Origin of the sequence: Asticcacaulis aquaticus, assembly GCF_028550415.1 — a bacterium.
In the GTDB taxonomy this organism is placed as follows: domain Bacteria; phylum Pseudomonadota; class Alphaproteobacteria; order Caulobacterales; family Caulobacteraceae; genus Asticcacaulis; species Asticcacaulis aquaticus.
Genome location: NZ_JAQQKX010000003.1, coordinates 148,592 through 171,480, shown reverse-complemented (window position 1 = coordinate 171,480; position 22,889 = coordinate 148,592). Strand labels below are relative to the sequence as shown.

Genomic DNA, 22,889 nt, shown 5'->3' with positions numbered 1-22,889 from the left:
AAAGGGGCGCTGACGGCCCCATTGCCGGTCTTCTAATCCTTTGACCCGACCAAGGAAAGCGATGGTTTGTGTGACGAAGGTTTAGAGCGGCTATTTAATGCTTGTCAGTGTGAGGCCCCGTCCCACTTATTAATTTTGAGGCTATCGAGATCGACATCCGGCACGCAGCGCAGATTGACCGCCGCCATGGCCGAACCGTCCGGCCCCTTGCCCTCGCCGAAGGGCGAGGTGCCGCACGTCCCGCAGAAATGGTGCTGGATGATGTGTTTGTTGAAGGTGTAGGTCGAAATATCCGCTTCCGGCGTGCTGAGGACCAGTTTGTCGCGCGGCACGAAGGCCAGTAGCGAACCCTTGCGGCGGCAGATCGAACAGTTGCAGTCGATGGCCTCGCTGAAATCGCCCTCGACCGCGAAGGCGATCTTCCCGCAATGGCAGCTTCCCTGATGTGTGGTCATAACGCGCTCCCGGTTTTCGTTACCGGATAAGACACGCAAGCGCGTTAAAAATCAATCGGCCATCACGGCGCGACGTGATAGGTCTTCGAGCAGTATTCGCAGGTAATATGCACCTGACCGTCGGCCTCGATCATATCTTCCTGATCGACGGCGGAGAACGACTTGACCAGATCCTCGACGCGTTCCTGCGAGCAGCGGCACTGTTGCGCCACCGGCATTAGCGGCGACAGGCGCACGCCGTCTTCGTGGAACAGACGATAGAGCAGGCGTTCGGCGTCGATGTCGAAGTCGGTCAGTTCGTCTTCGCCCAGCGTCGCGAACAGGGCGCGGATATGTTCGAAGGCGTCCTTCGTATCGCCGCGGGCATCGTCGCCCGCGGTGGCCTGAATCATCGCCCCACCGGCGCGCCATTGACCGTCCACGTGTGAGACGGCCAGCTTGATCTGGGTCGGCACCTGTTCGGACTGGGCGAAATAGTATTCCGCGCACAAAGACAGGCTGTCGCCCTCGATCGGCGTCACACCCTGATAGCGGTCGCCCAGACCCGAGGCCGCGTCGGGCTCAAGCGTCATGATGAAGGTGCCCTTGCCGAGCAGTTGCATGGCCCCCAGCGACTGGAAATTGCCCTGGTTGGCAGCCTGAAGCGCGTCCAGTTCGCCCTCATCGTAACGACAAAAGCCGCGCAACGTCCCGCGTGTGTCGTAATCGGCCACGACGTATCGCACCGGCCCGCCCCCTTCATCGGGACGGCCCTGGGCCTGCAGGATCAGACGGCCATCGAACTTCAGCGCCGAACCGACCAGCACGGCCAGCACGCAGGCCTCGCCCAGTAGCGTCGCCACCGGCTCCGGATAGGCGTGGGCATCAAGGATACGGTTCAGGGTCTCGTCCAGCCGCACCAGTCGGCCATGCACCGGCAGGGTGTCGATCACGAAACGGGCGGCATAGTCCTGAGTGGGCAAGGTCGTGGCGGTCATTTAGGTATTTCACACAAAAAGAAGGGCAAGCCGCCCAGATAGTTTCAGTCTCGACCAGTTTCAAGACGAGACTTCGGAAGTTAGCCAGCATAAACCATCGCATCAGTATAAAAAAGCCGCGCCGAAGGCAAATAATCACAAACGCGGTTGTCTTGCGGGGGCTTTTGGCTTAATCGCCAACGCGACTTTTCTCCCCCTGTTAATTATGGGATGCGTATATGCACATGGCTCCCTCCAGCGCAAATCTCGCCACGCTCGTCCTCGATTTCGACTCGACCTTCACCAAGGTCGAGGCGCTCGACGTCCTTGCCGAACAGCTCTTTTCGTCCGACCCGGCGCGCCTGACGGACCTGAACGCGATCAAGGAACTGACCGAACTGGCTATGTCGGGCGAGATCGGCTTCGGCGAGGCCCTGCAAAAGCGCATCCAGATTCTGAAGCCGTCGCGTGAGGACATCGCCGGTCTGGCCGAGACGCTGAAACGGCAGGTGTCGGACTCGATCGGCCGGAACCTCAAGGTGTTTCAGGAGCATCCCGGCAAGATCCGCATCATCTCGGGCGGCTTCCATGAATTTATCGAGCCCGTCGTCGCCGATTACGGCATCAAGGCCGAGCACGTGCTGGCTAACCGCCTGATCTTCGACGACAACGGCATCGCCACCGGCGTCGAGCAGGACAATCCCCTGTCGAAGGACGGCGGCAAGATCATCGCCCTGCAAAGCTGGGCCGTCAGCGGTCAGGTCGTCATGATCGGCGACGGCTGGACCGATTTCGAGGTCTTCAAGGGCGGCGGCGCGGATCGCTTCTACGCCTTCGTCGAGAACATCAGCCGCGAAAAGGTCGTCGCCGCCACCACCGGCAACGAGGCGACTCAGGTCGCGGCTTCGTTCGATGAAGTGCTGCATAACGAAGGCTATGAAGGCCGTTATTCCTTCCCGCGCTCGCGCATGAAGATGCTGATGCTGGAAAACGTCCACCCGGTCGCCATCGCGCACTTCCGCGAAGAAGGCTACGACGTCTCGACCCTGAAAGGCGCGCTCGACGAAGATGCGCTGATCGAGGCGATTCAAGGCGTGCACGTATTGGGCATCCGCTCGAAGACCAATGTCACGCGCAAGGTGCTCGACGCCGCCGACAAGCTGATGGCCATCGGGGCTTTCTGCATCGGCACCAATCAGATCGACCTCAAGGCCGCCTCGGAAAAGGGCGTGGCCGTATTCAATGCCCCCTATTCCAACACGCGTTCCGTAGTGGAAATGGTCATGGGCCTGACGGTCGTCCTGACGCGGAACATCTATTCCAAGTCGATCCAGATGCACACCGGCAAGTGGGACAAGTCGGCCACCGGCGCGCACGAAGTCCGCAATAAAACCATCGGCATCATCGGTTATGGGGCTATCGGTTCTCAGCTCTCGGTGCTGGCCGAAGCCTTCGGCATGCGCGTCATCTATTACGACGTCGCCGAAAAACTGACCATGGGCAATGCCAAGCGCTATCGCTCGCTCGACGCGCTTCTGGCCGAAGCCGATGTGGTGTCGCTGCACGTCGATGGGCGCGCCGAGAACAAGAACATCTTCGGCAAGGCGCAGTTTGCCAAGATGAAGGACGGCGCGCTGTTCATCAACCTGTCGCGCGGCCATGTGGTCGATATCGAGGCGCTGGCCGAGGCGATCAGGTCGAAGAAAATTTACGGCGCCGGTGTCGATGTGTTCCCGGAAGAGCCGCGCACCAATGACGATCCGTTCGACAGCCCGCTGATGGGGCTCGACAATGTCATCCTCAGCCCGCACATCGGCGGCTCGACCGAAGAAGCACAGGAAGCCATCGGAGAGTTCGCCTCCGAGCGCCTTCTGAACTTCATCAGCCGCGGCGACACGACCTTCAGCGTCAATATGCCGAACGTGCAGTTGTCTGAGGTCGAGGGCCGCCACCGCTTCCTGCACATCCATAAGAACGTGCCGGGCGTCATGGCTTCGATCAACCAGATCATGGCGAAGTACAATCTCAACATCCTGGCCCAGCACCTCAAGACGAACGAGCAACTGGGTTATGTGATCGTCGATGTCGATCGCGGCTATTCGAAGGAGGCGCTCGATGAGTTACGCGCCGTCAACGGGACACTGAAGTTCCGCTCGCTAGTGTAGTTACTTCGACGAGAGACTATCCCCTTCTTATACCTCCCCAACTTGTTGGGGAGGGGGACCGCGACCGCGTAGCGGGCGGGGTGGTGGGGTATCTTTCTTTGTTTCAGAGGCCACGGTCTTAAGCAAGCAAAAACCCCCACCACCGCATCTAGCGCTCCACGCGTCGTGCGGTCCCCCTCCCCAGTAAACTGGGGAGGTATAATAGGGCTTAATCCAAGAAAAACACATCATCCTCGACCGGCGGTTCCGGGTCGAGACCGGCCAGCTTACGCCACGCCTTGAACACGGCTTCGGGCACCCGCGCCGGACGCACGGCGTTCGGATCGAGACGTTGCAGGAAGCTGAATTTCAATCCCATCTTGGAGGTCATCGACCACGCTGCCGTGCCGCATTTGACCGTGTGCGTCCTGATATCGATGAGCCATATCTCAGCCGGAACCTCAGGCAGGGATTCGAAGATAACCTGTGCGCCGGACGCGCTCTGGTTCAGGATACGGCATTCGACCTGGGCCTGACTGGGGAACAGGAACAGGGTGGCCGTCTCGTTGCAGTCGAACCGTGGCTCCGAACGACGATTGGTGAATTGCGCATAGGGCTGGATGATTTCGACGCCGGGACGCGGCGACGAGACGCCCGCTACCGGGCTCGACACAGGACTAATGGGACGAGCGGCTGGCGAAGCCTCTCGCCCGGCGGGCGCGGTCATGACAGGAGACTTCCGTTTGTGTGCGTTGGCAGGAGAATAGCGACCCGAGGTTGATAAAACGTGCATGAATTTTCAGAAATAAGAGCGATATGCCGAAAAGTGTGAAGCGGTTTTCGGCTACAATATCGCGACCAAAGAAAACCCAGGGTGGAATGCCAATTCCAATCAAAGTCATTCCATCCTAGGGGCAGTGCAAAAACGACTGCGGAAAAGGACGGCTCAAATGGCGCAAGAGCATGAAGAGACTCTTTACACCGCTTGACTTTTCCACCGTCTTGCCTCATATGCGCAATCTTCGCGTCTGCACACAGACGCCGAACCCCTTTTGGGACATATCTGGCCGCGTGAGGATAGGCACCGCTTTTCGCCCTTCCGCCAGACTTTAAGTGATGACAGATGCGCCAGACTATCCGGTGCTTGATAATCTTTAAAAATAAAACCGAGAGCTAAGACACGCGCTGGCCTCACCCGAAACCGCCCGTCTTACGATAAGAACGGGCCAATGGGTGTTGTGCGCGCTTTAGCGTCCGCGCCCCTATTTGAGAAAGCGCAAGCTCTTGACCACGTTTAAAGATTTAGGCCTGTCCCCCAGCCTGCTGGCCACCCTCGACAAAGAGGGTTATCACACCCCTACCCCCATTCAGGCGCAAGCCATCCCGTCGCTGCTGAACGGTCAGGACCTGCTGGGCATCGCCCAGACCGGCACCGGCAAGACCGCCGCCTTCGCCCTGCCGATCCTGCACCACGTCCTGTCGAACCGCATCATCGCCGCCCCCAAGACCTGCCGCGTGCTGGTCCTGTCGCCGACGCGCGAACTGGCGACCCAGATCGCCGACAGCTTCAAGGCCTATTCGCGCGGCTTCGGCCTGCAAATCGCCACCATTTTCGGCGGCGTGAAGTACGGCCCGCAATATAAGGCGCTGGCGCAGGGCCTCGACATCCTGGTGGCGACGCCGGGCCGTCTGATGGACCACCTCGAACAAAAGACCGTCGATCTGCGTTCGGTCGAATTCTTCGTCCTCGACGAAGCCGACCAGATGCTCGACCTCGGCTTCGTCAAGCCGATCCGTCAGGTCGCCAGCCGCATGCCGGCCAAGCGTCAGAACCTGTTCTTCTCGGCGACCATGCCCAAGGAAATCGGCCTGCTGGCCGGTGAATTGCTGACCAACCCCAAGCGTGTCGAAATCACGCCGGAAGCCACCACCGCCGAGCGCGTCGAGCAAAGCGTCATCTTCGTCGAATCCCTGCGCAAGCGCGCCTTGCTCAGCGAACTCTACGCTGAGGACAAGTTGAGCCGTACGCTGGTTTTCACGCGCACCAAGCGTTCCGCCGACCGCGTTACCGCCTATCTGCAAGCCGGTGGCATCGAAGCCGCCGCCATCCACGGCGACAAGAACCAGTCGCAGCGTGAACGCGCCCTGCAAGCCTTCAAGGCCGGTAAGGTTCGCGCCCTGGTCGCCACCGATATCGCCGCCCGCGGCATCGACGTCGACAACGTCACCCACGTCATCAACTACGAACTGCCGTTCGGTCCGGAAGCCTATGTCCACCGCATCGGCCGTACCGCCCGCGCCGGTCGCGAAGGCTTCGCCATCACGCTGGTGTCGGACGACGAGCGCAAGCTGCTGAAGGACATCGAGCGCATCACCCGTCAGCGCATCCCGTCCTTCGACCGCCGCAAGGATCAGGCCCTGAAGCTGCTCGACGAAGCGATCCTCGCCTCGGGTCAGACCGAAAAGCCGAAGACGCCCGACCGCATCAAGGAAGCCCGTCACAGCGATCCGGACGCCGAGCGCGTGCACAAGCGTTCGCGCAACCGTCCAGGTCGCAATAACGCCGACACCCCACGCGATGGTACGCGTGGTGAATTCACACCGCGTGAAGATCGTGGTGAGCGCCCCTTCGGCAAGAAGAACGCTTTCGGTGACCGCAGCGCGCGCCAAGATCGCAACGGCGGTCGTGGTGGCCGTCCGGAGCGCACCGAGCGTTACGACCCGATGGCCGCCGAGCGCGCCCCGACCAAGGCCGCCCGCGACTTCCCGGCAGCCGACCGTGCGGAAAAGCCGCGCTTCGACAAACCGAAAGGCGACCGCCCGTTCAAGAAGAAGGACGATGTCCGTTCGGACTCGCGCTTCTTCGAAGAGCGTCCGGCGCGTCCCGCCGGTGAACGCCCTGCCGGTGACCGAAAGTTCGGCGACCGCAAGAAGTTCGGGGGCAAGAAGACCAACACCAAGCCGCGTGCCCACCATTCGGAGCCCGTCGGCGATCGTTCGGAAGGCGCACAATTCAAGCGCCGTTCGCGCAACGGTTAATCACAGCGCTGAATAACAAGAGGGGGCTGCCGGAAACGGCGGCCCCTTTTGCGTTGTATCTGGCGCATCCGGTTGCATTTTAACGATTGTGAATGTAGCTAATATTCAGTTTAATCAGATTTCTACCCGCCGGAACCCATTCCGGCCGGCGTAATGGGGACAGACTTATGAAGGTTTCGGGCCAATCGATCGCCCCAGGGCGCCGTTTATGGGCGGCACTGGGTGTTGCGGCGGCACTGGCCGGAGGCCTGACGCTCATGGCCTGTCAGCCGAAGCCCGTCGAGCCCGCCGCTGAAAACTCCGAAGTCCTGACTCTGGTTCGCAACGCTGCCGACGTCCATTCCTACGCCCAGCCGAACGTCGCGCGTGTGCGCCACGTCGATCTCAACCTGACCGCCGATTTCAAGGCGAAAGTGCTTAAGGGCACCGCCGCCCTGACGCTGGAAACCGACCCCGCCGCCAAGCAGGTCGTGCTCGACATCAAGGCGCTCGATATTCAGGGCGTCACCGACGCTTCGGGCGCGGCACTGAAATATACAGTCGGCAAGGCGGATAAATATCTCGGCAGCGCCCTGACCATCGAACTGCCTCAAGGCGCGCAAAAGGTCGTCGTCCATTATCAGACGACCGACAAGACCGAAGCCCTGCAGTGGCTCAGCCCGTCGCAAACCGAAGGCAAGGTCCACCCGTTCCTGTTCTCGCAAGGGCAGTCGATCCTGACGCGCAGCTGGATTCCGACGCAGGACTCGCCCGCCGTGCGTCAGACCTATAGCGCCACCATCCTCGTCCCGAAAGAACTGACGGCGGTGATGAGCGCCAAGATGCTCACCCCCAAGGGCGAAGCCGTCGATGGCAAACCGGGGCTGAAAGCCTATCGCTTCGAGATGGACGAGGCGATCCCGCCCTATCTGATCGCGCTGGCCATCGGCGATATCGACTTCCGCTCGACGGGCAAGCGCACCGGCGTCTATGCCGAACGCGCCATGGTCGAAAAATCCGCTGCCGAGCTGGAAGACCTCGAAAAGTTCGTCACCGCCGCCGAAAAGATCTACGGCCCTTACCGTTGGGGCCGCTACGACGTGCTGGTTTTGCCGCCGTCCTTCCCGTTCGGCGGCATGGAAAACCCGCGCCTGACCTTTGCCACCCCGACCATTCTGGCCGGTGACAAGTCGCTGGTCTCGCTCATCGCCCACGAACTGGCCCATTCGTGGTCGGGCAACCTCGTCACCAATGCGACGTGGGACGATTTCTGGCTCAACGAAGGTTTCACGACCTATTTCGAAAACCGCATCATGGAAGAGGTCTATGGCAAGGACCGCGCCCTGATGCTGCAAAGCCTCGGCTATACCAGCCTCGAAGGTGAATTGAAGGGCATCGAAAACCCGATGCTGCAACAATTGCACACCAATCTCAAAGGCAAGCATCCCGACGACGGGTTCTCGGATGTGCCCTATGAGAAGGGGGCTGCCTTCCTGCGCCTGCTGGAGCAGACCTTCGGCCGCAAGCGCTTCGACGCCTATCTCAAGGGCTATTTCCAGCGCTACGCCTTCAAGGGCATGACCACCGAGGGCTTCGTCGCCGACATGCGCGAAAACCTGTTCAAGGGCGAGGTCGGTATCGAAGACCGCCTGAAACTGAACGAATGGCTGTATAAGCCGGGCCTGCCGTCCAATGCCGTCGCACCGATTTCGGACGCCTTTGCCCGCGTCGATGCTCAAGTCGAGGCCTTCAAGACCGGTACACCCGCCAAGGATTTGCAGACCGGCGAATGGGTCACACAGGAGTGGCAGCGCTTCCTCGAAGAATTGCCGCAGGATATGACCGAGGCGCAGTTGAAGGATCTCGACGCGACGTTTGGCTTCACCACGACGCACAATTCGGAAATCCTGTTCGACTGGCTGAAAATCGCCATCGCGCACCATTACGAACCAGCGATGAAACCGCTGGAAACCTTCCTGACCTCGCAGGGGCGGCGCAAGTTCGTCAAACCGCTGTACGAAGACCTGATGGCGCAGAAAGGCTGGGGGGTCGATATGGCCAAACGCGTCTATGCGACCGCGCGACCGCTCTATCACGACGTGACCCGATCAACCGTGGACGGCATCGTGAAGTAATTTTAAGTTTTTGCGGTTAGGCTCAACCGCATGAACGGCTTTCACGACATCGCCGCCTCCCGTGTGCGCGGTTTTACCGAGCGCCTCGTGCTGGCCGCCTTCGTCTGCGGCACGGCCCTGCTGCTGCACTGGAGCGTCTGGCCGCCGCTGTGGCTGATCATCTACACGGTGTCGCAAACCGCCGACAAACGCCTGTTCAGCGAATGGGCGGCACAGCCCGACCGCACGCCCGACCGGGCTCAGGAAATCCGCCTGATCGTTTCGGTCGCCGTCAGCGTCATCATCTTTTCCAGTATGGCGGCCTATACGTGGTTCCTTGGCGGCACCGTCGGACGCCTGTTTGCCGTGGTCGCCATTTCCGGCGCCCTGCTGCACGTCAGTCTGCAAATGTATCAGAAGCGGCGGTTTCTCTACGCCGCCGTCGGCCCGCATGCGCTGTATCTTCTGGCCCTGCCGACTATCAGCGCCTTTACCGAAGGCCGTGAGGGCCTGATGCTCCTGACCCTGAATATCGGGACGCTGGTCTTTCTGGCCAATCTGGCCCTCGCGGTACGCCAGTCGCATCGCGCCATGATCGAGGTCACCGAAGCCCGCCGCACGGCCGAACAGGCTTCGGCGGCGAAGTCGAACTTCCTCGCCGTCATGACGCACGAAATCCGTACACCGATGAACGCGGTCGTCTCCGCCGCCCACCTGCTCAAGCGTACCGACCTGACGTCGGAACAGACCGAACACGTCACCATGCTGGGCGAGGCCAGCGACGTGCTTCTGGGGCTGGTCAATGATGTGCTCGATATCTCCAAGATCGAAGCGGGCAAAATGACCATCGAACGTGCTACGCTCGACCTGCCCGACATGGTCGATGGCCTGACGCGGATATGGCGGCCCCAGATCGAGCAAAAATCGCTCCGCCTGGAGGTCAATATCGCGCCGGACCTGTCGCGCCATATCCAGACCGATCCGCTGCGTCTGCGCCAGATCCTGTTCAATCTGCTGTCCAACGCCGTAAAGTTCACCGCGCACGGCACGATCCGCCTCAGCGTCGTTCAGCACGACGGCATCCTCTGTTTCGAGGTCGCCGATCAGGGCATAGGTATCGCGCCGGCGCTGAAAGACCGCATCTTTTCCAGTTTCGAACAGGCCGAAGCCGCCACGACCCGCCGTTATGGCGGCACGGGGCTCGGCCTGCCCATTTCACGCCAGCTGGCCCGCCTGATGGGCGGCGATATCGAGCTGTGCTCCATCCCCCATGTCGGCTCGGCCTTTACGCTCAGCCTGCCCTATCTGCCGGTCCGTACCGCGCCTGTCGAGGAAGTTCCCATGTCCGCGTCCCCCACCGATACGCCGCGCGCCCGTCGCGTCCTGATCGTCGACGACCACGAGGTCAATCGCCGCATCGTCTCGCTGTTTATCAAGCCGATGGGTTTCGACGCCGTCATGGCCGTCAACGGTGCCGAAGCCGTAGAGGCGGCACGGGTCGAGACCTTCGATGCGATCCTGATGGACATGCAGATGCCGGTCATGGGCGGCATCGACGCCACCGCCGCCATTCGCGCCGAGGCCGGTCCCAACCAGACGACCCCGATCATCGCCCTGACCGCCAATGCGCTGGACGGGCATAAAAAGGCGTGGGAAGCGGTCGGAGTTTATGACTTCCTGACCAAGCCGATCGACCCGGATTTGCTGATCGATACGCTGATGGCGCGGGTCAATGCTGCGGAAACCGACGCGCGCAAGACAGCTTGATCAGCGTTTTACGTCGAAGCCGTCTTCACTGAGGAAGGCTTCGAGGTCGGCGACCGTCGCCAGCGCGAAATCGCCCGGCATGGCGTGTTTCAGGCAGCCGCCCGCGATACCCAGATCCAGCGCTTCGGCATCGCTCTTGCCGCTGAGGATCCCGTGCAAGACCCCCGCCGCGAAGGCATCGCCGCCGCCGATCCGGTCGATGATGCGCGCAATATCATAGCACTTCGTCTCCAGCGACTCGGTGCGGGTATACATCAGACCTGCCAGACGGTTGTGATCGACATTGACCTGTTCGCGGCGCGTGCAGATCAGGCGTTGCAAATCGGGGAAGGCCGCGAAAGCGTGATCGGCCGCGGCGCGGCTACGGCCATCGCTGCCCGGCTCACCGGCAAAGGTCGTCTGGAAGACCAGTTCGATGTCGCGGTAGCCGCCGAAGATCAGGTCGGCCTGCGCCATCAATTGCGGGATCAGCGCGCGGGCGTCGCCGCCCCAGGCTTCCCACAGCTTCGGACGGTAGTTGCAGTCGAACGAGACCTTGATGCCGAGCGTGCGGGCGACCTGCATGGCCCTGAGCGCGCCGTTGAACGCATTGAGGCCCAGCGCCGCCGTAACGCCCGAGACGTGCAGCCACGACGACCCGGCCAGAAGCTTCGCCCAGTCGAACGCCGCAAAATCGGCCTCGGCAAAGGCCGAACCGGCACGGTCATAGAGGATGTCCGACGGACGGTGAATGCCGCCGGTGGTCAGGAAATAGAGGCCCATCCGGCCCGGCGCGGTGGTCACGCGGCTGGCGTCGACGCCCCAGAAGCGCAACTGCCCGGCGGCGGCGTGCCCCAGATCATTGTCGGGAATGACGCTGATGACGCGGGTCGCGTGCCCCAGACGCGCCAGACCGACCGCCACATTGGCCTCCGCCCCCCCGACGAAGGGCGTCAGTTCCGGCAGGCTATAGAGCGGATCGCGGCCCGAGGTGGACAGGCGGATCAGCAATTCGCCGAAACAGGTAAAGGCTTGGGGCGTCGAGGACATGAAAGTTCCTTTGGGAGCGGCTTCCGTTGGATATATTTGTGTCAGGCTTTAAAGCCTTATCCCCAAAAGGGGAACCCTTTGAACGCAGATATGATTACAAAAAGAGGCGCCGCTGCTGCGACGCCTCCAGTCAGTTTGGCGCAAAGGTATGGATCAGTACTTGTAACGCAGACCCAGATAGTATTGACGGCCCGACGTGCCGTAATCGTAGAGCAGGTCCTGAGCCGTATTCCCCTGCGCCGTATTGTAGGCGATGTAGCGGTCGTCGGCCTCGTCGGTCAGGTTGATCCCTTCGAAGACGAACGTCATCTTCTTGTTGATTTTCCAGGTGACCTGAGCGTCGATATTGAAGGTCTCGTTCTTACCCCAGAAGTCCGCCGACGAACCGGGATTCAGGACCGACAAATAGCCATCGCGATACGAGAAAGCGACACGGCCCGACAGCGCTTCCCCTTCGTAATAGGCCGTTGCGTTCCAGGCTTCGGGCGACAGGCCCAGCAGGTTGGCACGCGTCGTCGTCGTCGCGGTCGGCGAGGTGTAGTAGTTGATCTGCGACTCGACGTGGGTGTAGTTCAGGATACCGCCGGTCTTCGACAGGAAACCCGGAAGGAAGTGGAAGGGCTTTTGCAGGCTGATTTCCCAGCCCTTGAGCTCGCCGCCCGCCGTGTTGATCGGGGTTGTGACCGTGAAGGCCGGATCGCCGGTAACGCCCAGATCCGCCGGGGTATAGCCCAGCTCGCTGAGGGTCTTGCTGCTCTGAACCGTCTGGATATAGCTCTTCAGGTCCTTTTTAAATGCCGCGAAGGTGATCAGGGTGTCCTTGTCCGGATACCATTCGACCGAGAAATCCATCGTATTGGCGCGCACCGGATCGAGGTCCGGGTTACCCGTGGTGATGGTCAGGGCCGTGGTGCTGATCGAGCCGCCGCCGGGGGTCAGGCTGAGCAGGGTCGGACGCGCCATGGTCTTGGCTGCGGCGAAGCGGATATAGAGGTTCTCCATCGGCTCGACCGACAGGTTGATCGAGGGCAGCGAGTCCTTGTAGCTGCGGCGCACGGTTGTCAGGATAGCGTTATTGCCGGACCCGACATAGCCCGTCGCCGTCAGGCTCGTTTCGACCTCACGCGTACCGATATTGCCGCGGATAGGCATATTCCCCAGCTGCGTCGAGAAATCGAGTTGCAGATACCAGGCCGAATCGTCCTCCTGCGCCTGACGGTTATTGGTACGCGACGACGAATTGGTATTGTTGAGATAGAAGGTGCCGTAAGCGTTGGCGCAGTTGCAATTATAGTCGAAATTCGACCGGATCAGGTCGAGATTCGGCACCAGAAAGGTGTTGCCGGCGACGGTAACCGTTTGCGAATATTTGGCGATATCGGCGTTGATCGTTGTCTGGATGACACCCGACGCGTTTTCGTCGCGGGTTTGCGGCGTCGTCAGGTTGGTAATGCGCCCGTATTCCGTCGAGACGAACTTGTAGGTTTTATCCGAAATACCGCCCCTCAGGGTCAGGCTGTCGGTCAGGTCGAATTTGAGGTCCAGACGCGTGGTGCCGAACGTGTTTTTGACCGTCTGCGGACGAATACGAATCAGCGAGGCGTCACCCAGAGCCGTCGATGACGAATAGGTCCAGTAACAAGCTTGATCCGGTGTGCAGTTCGTTGACGACTTGCCGTAGTTGAAGGTCGGGTGACGGCTATCCGTGAAGTCGTAGCTATAGCCCTGCACATTGTAGGATTCGAAGGTGAAGGTCGTCTGTTCCGGATTGTTCTGGAACGATTCCGAGGAACCAATCAAAAGCTTGGACGACAGACGGTCGCCCCACTTCTGATCCCAGGTGACGTTCAACTGGTCGAAGGTGGTCTTCAGTTCATCGAAACGATGTTCCGAGCGGATATCGACGTCGTTGAAGCTGCCTTTGACCAGCGTTCCCTGATCGTCGATCTGATAGTTGTACACATCGGTTTTGGGCAGGCCCTGACCGTTGCGGCTGAACGAAATGGCTTCGATTTCCCACTCGTCGCGGTTGGCCTGGAATTCGGCGTGCATAGCGTCGATGGTCACCAGAGTGCCGTCGAACGGGCGCATCTGGAACGCACCGGTGATGCCGAGGCGCTTCTGGTCGGTTTCGAAGTGGTTGTAGCGCGGGATACGCGGATGCAGGGCGCGGCTGATTTTCTGCGCTTCGCCGGTCAGCGCCGGGTTGGTCGTATGGGTTTCGGTCGTGTTGCAGGCGGCGTTGGCGTTGGTACAGGCCGCTATGGTGTTCCAGGTCGTACCGCCGTCGGTCGAATAGCGCTCGAAACGCCCCACATTCGACGCCGAATAGGCGTTTTCCCAGCGCGTCGTATTGACCGAATCCTCGACCACCGTGCGCTCGCCATAGGCCACCGAAAGGAGCGCGCCCAAACGGCCATCCGCCCAACGGTTCGAGATCATGAAAGTCCCGCGCGGCGCCGTGTCCTTCGAGTGGTCGTTATAGCCAAGCTGGAACGACGAGGCCATGGTGAAGCCTTTGTAGTCGAAGGGGCGCGCCGTTTGCAGGTCGACCGTGGCCCCTAACGAGCCCTCTTCCACCTCGGCCGATAGCGACTTACGCACCGTGATCGAGTTGAACAGGTCCGCCGCGAAGACGTTGAAGTCGAAGCCGCGACCGCGATTGGTGCCACCCGACGCATCCTTGGATCCCGTCGTCGCCAGCGCCTCAAGCCCATTCAGGCGGGTGCGCGAAAATTCGGAGTTCAGGCCGCGCACCGTAATCTGCTTGCCTTCGCCGCCGTCACGATCGATGGAAATACCGGGAATCCGTTGCAGCGATTCAGCAAGGTTGAGGTCGGGAAACTGCCCGATATCCTCGGCCTTGATGACATCGACCATATCGACCGATTTTTTCTTTTCGCTGATTGCCGTTTGCAGCGAATTACGGAAACCGGTGACGACAACGACCGTTTCTTCCTGTGCGGCCGGAGCGCTCTCTTGCGCAAACGCCGTCCCCGCCGCCATCAAGGCCAGTAACGATACCCCGTAAGGCGCGATTCTGGACGCAGTTCGAGCGTGAATTGACTTGGACTTCATAAATTTAACTCCCCGTTACACCGGGAGGCTTCCGCTGTTTTTTATGCGGTAAGCTCTCCGGCACTGTGACACCCGTTATCGGGCATTATGATATTGACGTTGCTGACACCGGTGTCAAAAAGATTTGAGGTAACCGGTGTCAATCCCGGCAAGAAAGACATATCTCCACGCGAAAAACAAGAGATACGTCACAACAAGATATAAAGGGTGACATATCTGCCATATTTTCGACCTGAAAAATGTCTTTTTCGACGCTGATGTCAGAATGTTCGCGTAACAGGCTTAATAAATTCTGAAACAAAAACGCCGCCCCTGAAAATCAGGGACGGCGTGGATCACCGTAATCTCGTCAGGCCTATACCAGTTCGGACTTGTCCGGGGTCAGTTCGACCGTCTTAAGGTCGATGCTGTATTCGTCGTGATGCGGACCGGAATAGGTCACTTTCGAGACCTGACCGGCGACGATGTCGTGGATGCCGGTCGTGGCGCCCGAAGAGATCAATTGACCGGCTTTGAGCGGGCGGCCCCGCGCCGCCAGATGCCCGGCCAGCCAGGCAATAGCCTTCAGCGGACCGCCCGGCATGGTGAACAGGCCCCCTTCACCGACGACAACGCCATCGATCTCGGTCGTTGCCTTATAGCCCTTGACGGTGGAATCGCTGAGGTCGGCGACCGTGCTGGTCTCATCATAGGCCGCCAGTTGCAGACCCAGAATCAAACCGAAATTATTGCCGAAATCCGAAGCCACGACCGTCGGCCCCAGCTTGTTGATCGTCGGCAGGGGCGAACCCGCCATTTCGACACCGGCAAACAGGGCATCGATCAGGCCCAGCGCCTCGACTTCGCTATAGTCGGTCTTGCCCGGCTCGGCGTCCTTACCGATGCGGAAGACGAACTCGGCCTCGACAGCCGCAAAACCGTCGGTGAAGACGGGGATTTCGACCTGACCGGCAGCCGGCTTGAACAGGGTGTCGAACACCGGCCCGGCCAGACGCTCGGTGCCGTGTTCGGCCTGACGTTCCGGCGCCAGACGACCGATCTTCCAGCCGACGACCGGACGGTTCCACAGGCCGATGGCGGCTTCCTGAATGGCATAGGACTCGGTCAGGGCTGACGGGATCGTCCCCGGATAGTCCTTAAGCGCCGTCGCGGCGCGGCGGGCGGAAACGAAACGATTGGCGATATCCTGAGTGCTCATTGGGGCTCCCTCACCCGAACCCCCTCGGAGAGCGCCCACATCAGCGCGCCCACACCCTTGGGGTCGTTCGGCGTAATTTTTTCCGACAGATAATATTCGTAGGAGCCGTCGCGGTAAGGCACATTGCCCAAGCCGGCGACTCCGCAAATGCCATTTAGCGCACCCGGCGTGACAAAGCGATCACAAACCGCATGCAGCGATGCGATTCCGGTATCGCTAACATCCTTGCCCATAATGCCCATGCGCGCGGCCTTGATCAGACCGTAGGCCACCATGGCCGAGGCCGAGGCCTCTTCGTAATTGCCCTCGCGGTCGCCCTGATCGACGACCTGATACCACAGGCCGTTTTCCGAGCGAAATGTCAGCAGCGCGGTCAGGGTATCGCGCGTGATGCGGGCGATTTCGTCGCGCAGGTGCTCACTGAAACCTTCCGACGCCTCATAGACATCGACCAGAGCCCCGATCCACCAGCCCATCGACCGGCCCCACACATTCTGAGACAGACCGGTCTGTTTATCGGCCCAGCGCTCGGCGCGGCTCTCGTCCCAGCCGTGGAAATAGAGACCATTGTCCTTTTTCAATAGACGATCGACGCTGCTGAACTGCGCCACCGTATCGGCAAACAGCACTTCGTTGCCGGTGATCCGGGCATAGGACGCCTGAAACGGTTGCGCCATGAACAGGCCGTCGAGCCAGACCTGATGCGGATAGATCTGCTTGTGCCAGTAATTGCCGGATTTCGTGCGCGGATGGTCTTTCAGCTGCGCGAACTGCACATCCATTGCCTTGCGGAACCGTTCGTCGCCAGTGATGGCGTAAAGCGGGAAGAGTATCTTGCCGCCATTGACGTGGTCGATATTGTATTCCCTGGGCAGGAAGGTCGGCATCGAACCGTCGGGCAGGATACGGCTCTCCATTTCCTGCAGCACGTAATCGAGCAATGCCGGGTCGCGAGTGACCAGATAGAGGTCGAGCGCGCCTTTCCAGATGACGCCGTCCTCGTAATTCCAGTAAGGGCGATAAGGCGTCCAGCTCCGGAAATAGCCGGTGAGGAAGTCCGGCACCTGCAGGCCAAACTGACCCAGGCGACGTGTCGTTTCCACCGACAAATCGAACGGGCGCTGGACCGTCGCCGCGGCGACATCGACGGGGATAGAATGGCTGACATCTAGCATGTGACGTTTTCCAGAATGATCGGTTCGCCGTCCTGACCTTCGATATCGATTCCGGTCAGGCGGGCATGTTCGGCGGCGGAAATATATACGCCCAGACGCGCGATGGGCGCGATAGTTGCCGCCATATCGGGTTCGCCCGGTTGAGCGTCGGGATTATAACGGACGCGGAAATTTTCGATGGACAGGCCGTCAATGGGCTGTTCCGGCAGCCCCAGCGCATAAACCGCAGCGTGGCGTACACCCTCAGCGGTGATATTGCGCAACGACAGTCCGCCGAGGCTCGGCGTGCCCTCGTCCACGGCGCGGGCGTTACGGTCGGCCACATAGTCGGTCTTGCCGTCCGGATCGCACCAGTAGAAGCTGTTGATCACGAAGGCCGTGCCGACATCCTGCATACGAATATTGTCGAAGTTGAGGTTGCGCCCGATGGCGTCCTTGCCGCGACCGCGCCGGGTTTTCAGGCGAATGCCCCGATCCGTGCCGGTAAACAGACAGTTCTGTACCCACACATCATATACCCCACAGGCCATCTCCGAGCCGATGACGACGGCCCCATGACCATCTTGCATCCAGCAATTCGATATCCGCACCCGCCGCGTCGGGCGCACGACGCGACGCGCCATCGACAGCTTGCCGGATTTGAGCGCGATGCAGTCATCGCCAACCGTGAAATGTACGCCGCAGATGGTCACGTCGGTACAGCTTTCCGGATTCAAACCGTCCGTATTGGGGCTGTTAGCGGGCGCTTTGATCTTGAGATTGGCGAAGGTCAGCCAGCGCGAGGCCAGCGGATGCAAGGTCCACGACGGGCTGTTGATCAAGGTCACGCCCTCGATCAGCACATGTTCGCAATCCACCGCATAGATCAGCCGTGGTCGCCAGCCGATAAACTTTTCCTTAGGTTTCGACCACCAGGTATCGAACCCGGCCTGACCGTCGATTTCGCCCTCGCCATAGATCTGGACATTGCTGACCGACAAGAGATTAAGCAGCCCTGCATGGCAATCGTCCGCCTCGCCCTCCCACGAACCGAGATACGCCTTTTCGCGCCCTTCGCCGTCGTACAATACCCCCGGCAAAATGGGCCACTGTGTGACATCACGATGCCCCAGCAGTCGCGCGCCTTTGGTGATTTCCAGCGCCATATCGCTTTTGAAGAACAATGGCGCGGTCAGGTAATCGCCGTCCGACAGCCGAACCAGCCCGTCGCGTGGGCAGGCCGAGATGGCGGCCTGCAAGGCGCGGCTATCGTCGGTGACGCCGTCGCCCCTGGCCCCGAACGCACGCGGATCGATCACCGCCTTCAACGCCGTGGTGCGCGCGGCGACGCTCAAATTGCCCACCGAGACACGATAAACCGTATCGGGCTTCAGATCGCGCAGGGTAAAGACATTCAGGTCTGTCTCTAAGCGCACGACACCATCGACCACGACCTGACGCGGCGCATCGGCGCGGTAGATGCTGCCGTCATCCACCTCGAAGGTCAGCGCGGTCGGCAGGTCGGCGATGAGTTTCAGGTCACCCATTTATCTCACGACGCGGTGAAGTATGGCATTGATGTCGTCGAACAGGCGGTCGCCCGCCTGCTGTTCCGAAATCCGGCCATAGCCCAGCGCTTCGAGAATGTCCTGAAAACCGTCGCGGACGCGGGGATGCTCGAAATAGGGGCTTTCCAGCACGTTGATCTGCGCCGATGCCAGTTGCGCCTCACTGGCCTGTTGCAGCGGACTGATCAGGCCTTCGTCGCTGAGCAGTTTCCGGGCGGTTTTCGACACCGGCACGCCGCGTTTCAGCTCCATCGCCCGCACCCCGTCGGGATCGTTGAGCAGGAAGTCGATCAGCATCACCGCTTCGTCCGGATGGGCCGTCGTGGCATTGGCGGCGAACATCATCGACGGGCGGAACATCATGCCGGAGTCTTTCGCGCCTTCGCGCAACGGATAGGGCGCCAGCGCGATTTTCTGGTTCCCGGCCAGGGTGTCGCTGTACTTCTCGATGGTCGAGTTCCACATGAAGGTCCCGGCGAATTGCCCGTTGATCCACGGGCGCATCTCCTGCTGGGCGACGTTGCCGTAGGAGGCGCGGACCTGAGCGCTTGGCCACACGTGGTCGCGCGTCATCCGGGCATAGAGCCCGGCGAAGTCATGCATGTCCTGCCGCGAACAGTTGAGCGATTTGGTCTCGGCACTGATCAGCGGCTTGCCGGTCCCCTGCACCACATAGGTCCGCGCGAGGCCAATAAACTCAAGGAACAGGCCGTCGATGGGATAGTAGCCGTCGCCGAGTTTTTCTTTGAATTGCGGACCACGCGCAAACAGCTCGTCCCACGACGACGGCAGCGACAGGCCCGCCTTGTCGTAGGTCGTTTTATTGAGATAGACCAGTCGCGCGGCATTCGACACCGGAATGGCGTTCAGATGCCCCTTCGTCGTCCCCATGTTCAGGCTACGCGCGTCGAATTGGCTGAGATCGATTTTATCGCGGTGTTGGTTGAGGTCGAGGAAGCCCGTGCCTTCCGGTGAAAACAGGGTCTGCCAGAACCAGTTGATCTGCATGACGTCGGGCGCGGTTCGCCCGGAAATCTGCGTCGTCAGGCGCTCCAGATGCCCGGCGAACCCGGTATATTCGGCGCGCACGCGGATACCGTGGCGCTTTTCGAAGCGACTTAGTGCCTCAAGTGTCGCCTTGTGAGCGGACGAGCCGCCCCACCAGCTCATACGCAATTCCTTGGTCCCAGCGGGTCGCGAAGGCGTCCGACCGCACGCCGTCAAGGCGGCAGCCGCCCCCAGCAGCATGGTCCGGCGATGTAATCTGTACGCGTCCATCGCCCTAGCCCTTCACCGCGCCGGAGGTCAGGCCTTCAACGAAGTATTTCTGGGCCGCGAAGAACAGGATCAGCGACGGCGCGATGGCGATGGTCGACATGGCCAGAATCTCGTTCCAAGACGTCGCCTCGGTAACGTCGATCGACATCTTGAGCGCCAGCGCCACAGGGTATTTCTCGACCGACGACAGATAGATCAGCGGCTGGAGGAAGTCGTTCATCGACCACATGAACTGGAACAGGGCGACCGAGATAATCGCCGGCAGGATGACCGGGCAGACGATCAGGGTCAGAACCTGAAACGAATTGCAGCCGTCCATCACCGCCGCCTCTTCCATATCGAGTGGCAGGGTGCGCATGAACTGGATGATCATGAAGACGAAGAAACCCTCCGTCGCAAAGGCCTGCGGTGCGTAGAGCGGCAGATAGGTATCGAGCCAGCCGAATTCGCGGAACATCAGATATTGCGGGATCAGCAGGACCGACTTCGGCAGCAGGACGGTGGCCATCAGCAGCGCAAACAGCCACTTGCGGCCCGGAATGGCGAAGCGTGCAAACCCATAGGCGACGACGACCGAGGAAATGACGGTGACGATGACCTTGGGGATGACGATCTTCATCGTATTGAGCAGGTAGGTCGCGAAGCTATATTCGGTCGAGGTCTTCCAGCCATTGACGAAGCCATCCGTTGTCGGTGCTTTCGGAATAAAGCCGATCGAGGAGAAGATTTCGGCATTGTTCTTGAACGCCCCGCCGATCATCCACAGCAGCGGATAGATCATGACGAAGCCGACGAGGATCAGAATGCCGTAGCGCAGAAAGGCGTTGAGGACGGGCAGATGCTTGCGCCAGCCGGTGTCGATAGTTGCGGTGACCATATCAGTGGCCTCCCTTGTCGTCGCCGCGATCCTGAGCATAGAACACCCAGTGTTTCTGCGACCAGAAGGCCACGGCGGTAAAGATGGCGATGATGATGAACAGCACCCAGGACAGGGCCGAGGAATAGCCGAGATTGAAGTATTTGAAGGCTTCCTCGTAGATCATCAGCGGCAGCAGATAGGACGACTTGAGCGGCCCCCCGGCGGTGATGATGTACGGCCCGTTGAACTCCTGAAACGCCTGCACGATCTGCATGATGAAGTTGAAGAACAGGACCGGCGTCAGCAACGGCAGGGTGATCATCCAGAACTGCTTCATCCGCGAGGCACCGTCGAGGTCGGCGGCCTCATACAGATCTTCGGGGATGGCTTTCAGACCGGCGAGGAACACGACCATGGCCGACCCGAACTGCCACAGACGCAGCAGGACGATGGAAAACATGGCCGTGGTCGGCTCGCCTAACCAGTTGACGCCGCCGATGCCGAGCGAGCCCAGCCCCTGATTGATCAGGCCGTCGCCCGCGAAGACGAAGCGCCAGACGACCGCGATGGCAACACTGCCGCCCAGGATAGACGGCAGATAAAAGGCCGTGCGGAACAGGCCGATGCCGCGCAATTTGAAATTCAGCACCACGGCGATAAATAGCGCGAAGGCAAGCTTCAACGGCACGGTGATGAAGACATAGGCGAAGGTCACGCCCAGCGACTTCTGAAACGTCGAATCCGCGACCATGCCGGTATAGTTGGCAACACCGGTAAACTGCGCCGCGCCCAGTTGGTCCTGCAAACGCGCGTCGGTCAGGCTGAGGATGAAGGAGGCGACGAACGGAAAGGCGGTAAACAGCAAAAAGCCGATGACGAAGGGGGTGACGTAGAGACTACCGATCAGCTTGTTATTGTACATGACCAGACCCGTCTGTCTTATCTGCGAAGTCGGGCGAAACCCCGACGGCCAGACCGGCCTCGTCGAACAGGTGCGCGCGGTTCAGATCGACCGTCAGGCGCACTTCCTGATGGTTATGTACCTGAGCTTCGCCATCCAGCTTGAGAATGACGGGCTCACCGTCGAAGCCTTTCAGCGTCACATAGGCAAAGGTCTCTCCGCCCAGACGCTCAATGAGGATGACGTAGCCGCTCAGATGCCCCTCTTCACCCGCTGCCGCCACATGCAGATTTTCCGGACGAATCCCTAAGCTGATCGACGCGCCGGTCGCGGCCTGAGCCCCCGTACGCGGAATGGCCAGCACGCCCTGAGGCGTATCGAGCGTCACCGCTTCGCCCGACGACGAACGGACCTTGGCGCCCAGAATATTCATCCGCGGCGAACCGATAAATCCGGCCACGAACAGGTTGGCGGGCTTGCGATAAAGCTCCATCGGCGCGCCGATCTGCTCGATCCGACCGGCATTGAGCACGACGATCTTGTCGGCCAAGGTCATGGCCTCGACCTGATCGTGGGTCACATAAACCGAGGTCGCGTTGAGCTTGGTATGCAGGCGCGCGATTTCGACGCGCATCTGACCGCGCAGGGAAGCATCAAGGTTTGACAGGGGTTCGTCGAACAGGAAGACATCGGGCTCACGCACGATGGCGCGCCCGATGGCGACGCGCTGGCGCTGCCCGCCCGACAGGGCTTTGGGGCGGCGCTTGAGCAGGTGCGTCAGTTGCAGGACTTCGGCCACGTCCCTGACCTTGGCGTCGATCTCGGCCTTGGGCAGGCCCTGAATCTTGAGCGCGAAGGCGATATTGTCGGCCACGGTCATATGCGGATAAAGGGCGTAGGACTGAAACACCATCGCCACGCCGCGCTTCGACGGATGGGCGTAGGTGACATCATTGCCGGCGATCTCGATCTGACCGGAAGTCGGCGTATCGAGCCCGGCGATCAGGCGCAGAAGGGTCGATTTGCCGCAACCCGACGGCCCGACGAAGACGACCATTTCGCCTTTTTGCACGTCGAGCGACACGCCCTTGATAACGTCATGGCCATTAAACGACTTTTTGACGTCAGTGAGTTTGACACTGTTCGTAACCACGTTTCCCCGCATTATTTTTCGTTTTTATATGTTTTATCGACCTGTATAGGAAACCGGTGTCATTTTCAACGCCCCTCTCGCTGAATATGTAAGAATGCAGGAGGGCGCGCTCAAGCAGCGAAGCGGTAGCGCACAAAAAGCGCGCCTGCACCTCGAAGCAAAAAAGCTCCACCGTTACCGATGGAGCTCTAAATATTAGGGGGTGAAGGGGCCTGCG

16 protein-coding genes are annotated in these 22,889 nt (G+C 60.3%); 4 read left to right on the top strand and 12 right to left on the bottom strand.

Features of this window, described 5'->3' with window-relative positions:
* Positions 1 to 104: 104 nt before the first annotated feature.
* The gene (locus tag PQU92_RS05585) at positions 105 to 455 is read right to left on the bottom strand and encodes a GFA family protein (RefSeq protein ID WP_272747220.1); all 351 of its coding nucleotides are present in this window, start codon (positions 453 to 455) and stop codon (positions 105 to 107) included.
* 62 nt (positions 456 to 517) lie between these two features.
* The gene (locus PQU92_RS05580; protein WP_272747219.1) at positions 518 to 1,432 is read right to left on the bottom strand and encodes an Hsp33 family molecular chaperone HslO; all 915 of its coding nucleotides are present in this window, start codon (positions 1,430 to 1,432) and stop codon (positions 518 to 520) included.
* A gap of 224 nt (positions 1,433 to 1,656) precedes the next feature.
* On the opposite strand from PQU92_RS05580, the gene serA reads away from it, so the two are divergent.
* Positions 1,657 to 3,576: a phosphoglycerate dehydrogenase gene (gene serA, locus PQU92_RS18965; RefSeq protein ID WP_438263806.1), complete on the top strand. Its 1,920-nt coding sequence runs from the start codon at positions 1,657 to 1,659 to the stop codon at positions 3,574 to 3,576.
* A 208-nt stretch (positions 3,577 to 3,784) separates the two neighbouring features.
* Here serA and PQU92_RS05570 read toward each other — a convergent pair whose 3' ends face one another.
* Positions 3,785 to 4,282, bottom strand: a complete 498-nt coding sequence (locus PQU92_RS05570) for a PilZ domain-containing protein (protein WP_272747217.1) — start codon at positions 4,280 to 4,282, stop codon at positions 3,785 to 3,787.
* 557 nt (positions 4,283 to 4,839) lie between these two features.
* Between PQU92_RS05570 and PQU92_RS05565 the strand changes: the two genes are divergently transcribed.
* The 3 genes from PQU92_RS05565 to PQU92_RS05555 all read left to right on the top strand — a co-directional run bounded on the left by PQU92_RS05565 (position 4,840) and on the right by PQU92_RS05555 (position 10,454).
* Positions 4,840 to 6,594, top strand: coding sequence for a DEAD/DEAH box helicase (locus PQU92_RS05565; RefSeq protein WP_272747216.1), 1,755 nt, complete (start codon positions 4,840 to 4,842; stop codon positions 6,592 to 6,594).
* Between the two features lie 167 nt (positions 6,595 to 6,761).
* Entirely contained in the window at positions 6,762 to 8,708 is a 1,947-nt protein-coding gene (locus PQU92_RS05560) for a M1 family metallopeptidase (protein ID WP_272747215.1), read from the top strand.
* A gap of 30 nt (positions 8,709 to 8,738) precedes the next feature.
* Positions 8,739 to 10,454: an ATP-binding protein gene (locus PQU92_RS05555; protein WP_272747214.1), complete on the top strand. Its 1,716-nt coding sequence runs from the start codon at positions 8,739 to 8,741 to the stop codon at positions 10,452 to 10,454.
* Here PQU92_RS05555 and PQU92_RS05550 read toward each other — a convergent pair whose 3' ends face one another.
* From PQU92_RS05550 to PQU92_RS05510, 9 genes are all read right to left on the bottom strand, one after another.
* On the bottom strand, positions 10,455 to 11,483 hold the full coding sequence (locus tag PQU92_RS05550; protein WP_272747213.1) for a sugar kinase: 1,029 nt from the start codon (positions 11,481 to 11,483) through the stop codon (positions 10,455 to 10,457).
* Positions 11,484 to 11,636: 153 nt separating this feature from the next.
* On the bottom strand, positions 11,637 to 14,561 hold the full coding sequence (locus PQU92_RS05545) for a TonB-dependent receptor (protein WP_272747212.1): 2,925 nt from the start codon (positions 14,559 to 14,561) through the stop codon (positions 11,637 to 11,639).
* A 355-nt stretch (positions 14,562 to 14,916) separates the two neighbouring features.
* Entirely contained in the window at positions 14,917 to 15,759 is an 843-nt protein-coding gene (locus tag PQU92_RS05540) for a 2-keto-4-pentenoate hydratase (protein WP_272747211.1), read from the bottom strand.
* Complete coding sequence (locus PQU92_RS05535; RefSeq protein ID WP_272747210.1) at positions 15,756 to 16,934, bottom strand: glycoside hydrolase family 88/105 protein; 1,179 nt, start codon at positions 16,932 to 16,934, stop codon at positions 15,756 to 15,758. Before PQU92_RS05535 ends, PQU92_RS05540 begins: the two co-directional genes overlap by 4 nt.
* Positions 16,928 to 18,460, bottom strand: coding sequence for a glycoside hydrolase family 28 protein (locus tag PQU92_RS05530; RefSeq protein ID WP_272747209.1), 1,533 nt, complete (start codon positions 18,458 to 18,460; stop codon positions 16,928 to 16,930). The genes PQU92_RS05535 and PQU92_RS05530 overlap by 7 nt, the downstream gene beginning before the upstream one ends.
* Positions 18,461 to 19,759, bottom strand: a complete 1,299-nt coding sequence (locus PQU92_RS05525; protein WP_272747208.1) for an ABC transporter substrate-binding protein — start codon at positions 19,757 to 19,759, stop codon at positions 18,461 to 18,463.
* Between the two features lie 4 nt (positions 19,760 to 19,763).
* Positions 19,764 to 20,636, bottom strand: coding sequence for a carbohydrate ABC transporter permease (locus tag PQU92_RS05520; RefSeq protein ID WP_272747207.1), 873 nt, complete (start codon positions 20,634 to 20,636; stop codon positions 19,764 to 19,766).
* Position 20,637: 1 nt separating this feature from the next.
* Positions 20,638 to 21,540 (bottom strand): carbohydrate ABC transporter permease, encoded by a 903-nt coding sequence (locus tag PQU92_RS05515; protein ID WP_272747206.1) that lies wholly within the window; start codon positions 21,538 to 21,540, stop codon positions 20,638 to 20,640.
* Positions 21,530 to 22,672: an ABC transporter ATP-binding protein gene (locus PQU92_RS05510; protein ID WP_272747205.1), complete on the bottom strand. Its 1,143-nt coding sequence runs from the start codon at positions 22,670 to 22,672 to the stop codon at positions 21,530 to 21,532. Before PQU92_RS05510 ends, PQU92_RS05515 begins: the two co-directional genes overlap by 11 nt.
* Positions 22,673 to 22,889 lie beyond the last annotated feature (217 nt).

What these genes read in the sequence shown, in the direction of transcription:
- PQU92_RS05585 (WP_272747220.1), bottom strand. Translation starts at nt 455, where the DNA reads ATGACCACACATCAGGGAAGCTGCCATTGCGGGAAGATCGCCTTCGCG.
- PQU92_RS05580 (WP_272747219.1), bottom strand. Translation starts at nt 1,432, where the DNA reads ATGACCGCCACGACCTTGCCCACTCAGGACTATGCCGCCCGTTTCGTG.
- serA (WP_438263806.1), top strand. Translation starts at nt 1,657, where the DNA reads ATGGCTCCCTCCAGCGCAAATCTCGCCACGCTCGTCCTCGATTTCGAC.
- PQU92_RS05570 (WP_272747217.1), bottom strand. Translation starts at nt 4,282, where the DNA reads ATGACCGCGCCCGCCGGGCGAGAGGCTTCGCCAGCCGCTCGTCCCATT.
- PQU92_RS05560 (WP_272747215.1), top strand. Translation starts at nt 6,762, where the DNA reads ATGAAGGTTTCGGGCCAATCGATCGCCCCAGGGCGCCGTTTATGGGCG.
- PQU92_RS05555 (WP_272747214.1), top strand. Translation starts at nt 8,739, where the DNA reads ATGAACGGCTTTCACGACATCGCCGCCTCCCGTGTGCGCGGTTTTACC.
- PQU92_RS05550 (WP_272747213.1), bottom strand. Translation starts at nt 11,483, where the DNA reads ATGTCCTCGACGCCCCAAGCCTTTACCTGTTTCGGCGAATTGCTGATC.
- PQU92_RS05545 (WP_272747212.1), bottom strand. Translation starts at nt 14,561, where the DNA reads ATGAAGTCCAAGTCAATTCACGCTCGAACTGCGTCCAGAATCGCGCCT.
- PQU92_RS05540 (WP_272747211.1), bottom strand. Translation starts at nt 15,759, where the DNA reads ATGAGCACTCAGGATATCGCCAATCGTTTCGTTTCCGCCCGCCGCGCC.
- PQU92_RS05535 (WP_272747210.1), bottom strand. Translation starts at nt 16,934, where the DNA reads ATGCTAGATGTCAGCCATTCTATCCCCGTCGATGTCGCCGCGGCGACG.
- PQU92_RS05530 (WP_272747209.1), bottom strand. Translation starts at nt 18,460, where the DNA reads ATGGGTGACCTGAAACTCATCGCCGACCTGCCGACCGCGCTGACCTTC.
- PQU92_RS05525 (WP_272747208.1), bottom strand. Translation starts at nt 19,759, where the DNA reads ATGGACGCGTACAGATTACATCGCCGGACCATGCTGCTGGGGGCGGCT.
- PQU92_RS05520 (WP_272747207.1), bottom strand. Translation starts at nt 20,636, where the DNA reads ATGGTCACCGCAACTATCGACACCGGCTGGCGCAAGCATCTGCCCGTC.
- PQU92_RS05515 (WP_272747206.1), bottom strand. Translation starts at nt 21,540, where the DNA reads ATGTACAATAACAAGCTGATCGGTAGTCTCTACGTCACCCCCTTCGTC.